The organism is Curtobacterium sp. B18, assembly GCF_000333375.1.
Taxonomy (GTDB): Bacteria; Actinomycetota; Actinomycetes; order Actinomycetales; family Microbacteriaceae; genus Curtobacterium.
Genome location: NZ_BACZ01000469.1, coordinates 1 through 2,657, shown reverse-complemented (window position 1 = coordinate 2,657; position 2,657 = coordinate 1). Strand labels below are relative to the sequence as shown.

General features: G+C 73.1%; 3 protein-coding genes. 1 reads left to right on the top strand and 2 read right to left on the bottom strand.

Features of this window, described 5'->3' with window-relative positions; translation table 11 throughout:
* Window positions 1-545: 545 nt before the first annotated feature.
* Window positions 546-1,388: a helix-turn-helix transcriptional regulator gene (locus I5E_RS12620; RefSeq protein WP_022907301.1), complete on the bottom strand. Its 843-nt coding sequence runs from the start codon at window positions 1,386-1,388 to the stop codon at window positions 546-548.
* 54 nt (window positions 1,389-1,442) lie between these two features.
* Between I5E_RS12620 and I5E_RS12615 the strand changes: the two genes are divergently transcribed.
* The gene (locus I5E_RS12615) at window positions 1,443-2,234 is read left to right on the top strand and encodes an SDR family oxidoreductase (protein WP_022907300.1); all 792 of its coding nucleotides are present in this window, start codon (window positions 1,443-1,445) and stop codon (window positions 2,232-2,234) included.
* Between the two features lie 64 nt (window positions 2,235-2,298).
* On the opposite strand, the gene I5E_RS21750 is transcribed toward I5E_RS12615, so the two are convergent.
* A partial coding sequence (locus tag I5E_RS21750; protein ID WP_042723844.1) for a hypothetical protein occupies window positions 2,299-2,657 on the bottom strand: 359 nt, incomplete at its 5' end.

The following is a 2,657-nucleotide window of genomic DNA, read 5'->3' as shown; positions in this document are numbered from 1 at the left end:
GATCCGTGCGCCGCTGATGGCTCGGTGCGAGGTTGTAGGGCCGCACCGAGCGGTCGCGGCGGCACCGGGTGGACAACCTCGCACGGTGCTCGGCCCGCCAAGCTCGCACGGGCCCGACGGAGCCGCACGGACCCACACGGTTGAACGAAGCCGCACGGTGCGACCTTGTCCGATCTGTGCGCCGATGATGGCTCGGTGCGAGGTTCTAGGGCCGCACCGAGCGGTCGCGGCGGCACCCGGTGAACAACCTCGCACGGTGCACGGCCGGCCAAGCTCGCACGGGCCGGACGGACCCGCACGGACCCACACGGCCGGACGAAGCCGCACGGTGCGACCTTGTCCGATCCGTGCGCCGCTGGTGGCTCGGTGCGAGGTTGTAGGGCCGCACCGAGCGGTCGCGCCGACACCCGGTGAACAACCTCGCACGGTGCGCGGACGGCCGAACTCGCACGGGCGGCACGGCCCCGCACGGACCGCACGGAGCTGCACGGTGCGCGGCCGGACGGACCCGCACGGGCCGGACGGACCCGCACGGTGCGCAGGTCTCAGCCGGAGAAGACCTGGCGGCCCACGACACGGAGGAGCTCGAGCTTCTGCGCGGCCTCACTGCCCGCCGGCGCTGTGAAGAGCAGCAGCGCCTGCGTCTGGCTCGTGGTGTGCAGCACCTGGCAGTCGACCGTGATCCGGCCGAGCTCGGGGTGGACGAACGTCTTGTGGTCCTCCCAGCGGCTGGCCACCTCGTGCAGGGACCAGAGCGCCCGGAAGTCCGCGCTGCCCGCCTCGAGGTCGGCGATCAGCCGGGCGGCCCGACCGTCGCCCGGCCCGGCGGCACCGACGGCGGCACGGAGTGCTGCGACCTGTGCCCGAGCGAGCCGTTCGTGCTCCTCGGGCGCGTACCTCGCCCGCTCGTACTCCGTCATGAACCACCGCCACGGCTGGTACCGCTCGTTGCCGGGCAGGCCGGTGGTCGTGCCGACGAGTGCGGCTCCGAGCTCGTTCTCGACCAGGGTCTCCCCCAGGTCGTTGACCACGATGGCCGGGGTGTCCTCGAGCCGGTCGAGGACACGGAGGATCGCCGGGTCGACGTGGTCGGAGCGGTGCACCCGTGCGGGTGCGTTGTGCCCGGCGAGGCGGAACAGGTGGTCGCGCTCGTCGAGGGTGCAGCGGAGTGCCCGGGCGATCGCCGCGACCATCTGCTCGGACGGCTGGGGCCCGCGCTGTTGCTCGAGTCGGGTGTAGTAGTCGGCGGACATCCCCGCCAGCGCCGCCACCTCCTCGCGCCGGAGCCCCGGCGTCCGGCGGCGCTGCCCGGAACCGAGTCCGACGTCCTCGGGGCGCAGCAGTTCTCGGCGGCGACGGAGGAAGTCGGCGAGCACGGGTCGGTCCATGGTCATCATCGTGCCCCCGCGGCGCGCCACGTGCCAGGGATCGGCGGTCCCCCGATGACCGGGCTCTGGATGCTCCTGGAGCGTCGCACCACGGTGGTGGACATGGACATCACGAACTCCACCGTCTTCATCCCCGGCGCGACCTCGGGCATCGGTCTCGGCCTCGCGCTCCGCCTGCAGGCAGCGGGCAGCACCGTCGTGATCGGCGGCCGACGCCAGTCGTTGCTCGACTCACTCGCCGCCGAGCACGGCTTCGGTACCGTGCAGCTCGACGTCACCGACCCGGCGTCGATCACCGCTGCGGCCGCCGCCGTCACCGAGGCGTACCCCGCGCTCGACGCCCTGATCACGATGTCGGGCATCATGCGCACCGAGGACCTGCGCTCGTCCGAGCACCTGCGCGACGCCGTCGCCGTCGTCGAGACGAACCTGCTCGGGACGATCCGCCTCGTCGACACGTTCCTGCCGCACCTGCTCACCCGTCCCGCGTCGACGATCGTCACCGTGACGTCGGGGCTGGCGTTCACCCCGCTCACGGCGACGCCGACGTACAGCGCGACGAAGGCCGCCGTGCACTCGTACACGCTCTCGCTCCGGCAGCAGCTGTCCGGGTCGCCGGTCGCCGTGCTCGAACTGGCGCCGCCGGCGGTCGCTACGGACATCATGGGAGAAGGGGTGGACTTCGGCGGGATGCCGCTCGACGACTTCCTGACCGAGGTCGTCGACCTGCTGCGCTCGGGTGCCGCCCCGGAGATCCTCGTGCAGAACGTCCTGCCGCTGCGGTGGTCGGAGCGTGACGGGACGCAGCAGCAGCTCATCGAGGCGCTGGCGTCGCGCGGGCACTGACGACCGGCTCACCGTCCCCGCCGCCGGGCCGGCGGCGGGGACGGGTGACGGGTGGCGGGCGCGCTCAGTCGGTGGCGCCGTCCGCCTCGCCGCGAGCTCCGCGCCGCCGGATCACACCGTCGAGGAACCGGTTGACGAGCCGCCAGGCCGGCCAGGTGAGGGCCCCGATCAGCGCTGTGTCGACCGGCCGACCGAGCGCGCGGATCACGACGTAGGCGCCCGTCATCGCTAAGCCGGTCGACAGGGCGGTGTTGAGGCGACGGGGCGTCCAGATCGACGCACGAGGATCGTCCGGGTCGTGGCCCTCGCGGTCGTCGTCGTCGTCGGGGAGCCGGTCGAATGTGATCCCCCACGCGACGAACATCGCCCCCAGCGCGACGCCCACCCACGCGGCGTCCGCGGACGGATCCGGAGCAGCGCGCG

Coding starts and splice junctions, on each gene's coding strand:
- I5E_RS12620 (WP_022907301.1), bottom strand. CDS start 1,388: ATGGACCGACCCGTGCTCGCCGACTTCCTCCGTCGCCGCCGAGAACTG.
- I5E_RS12615 (WP_022907300.1), top strand. CDS start 1,443: ATGACCGGGCTCTGGATGCTCCTGGAGCGTCGCACCACGGTGGTGGAC.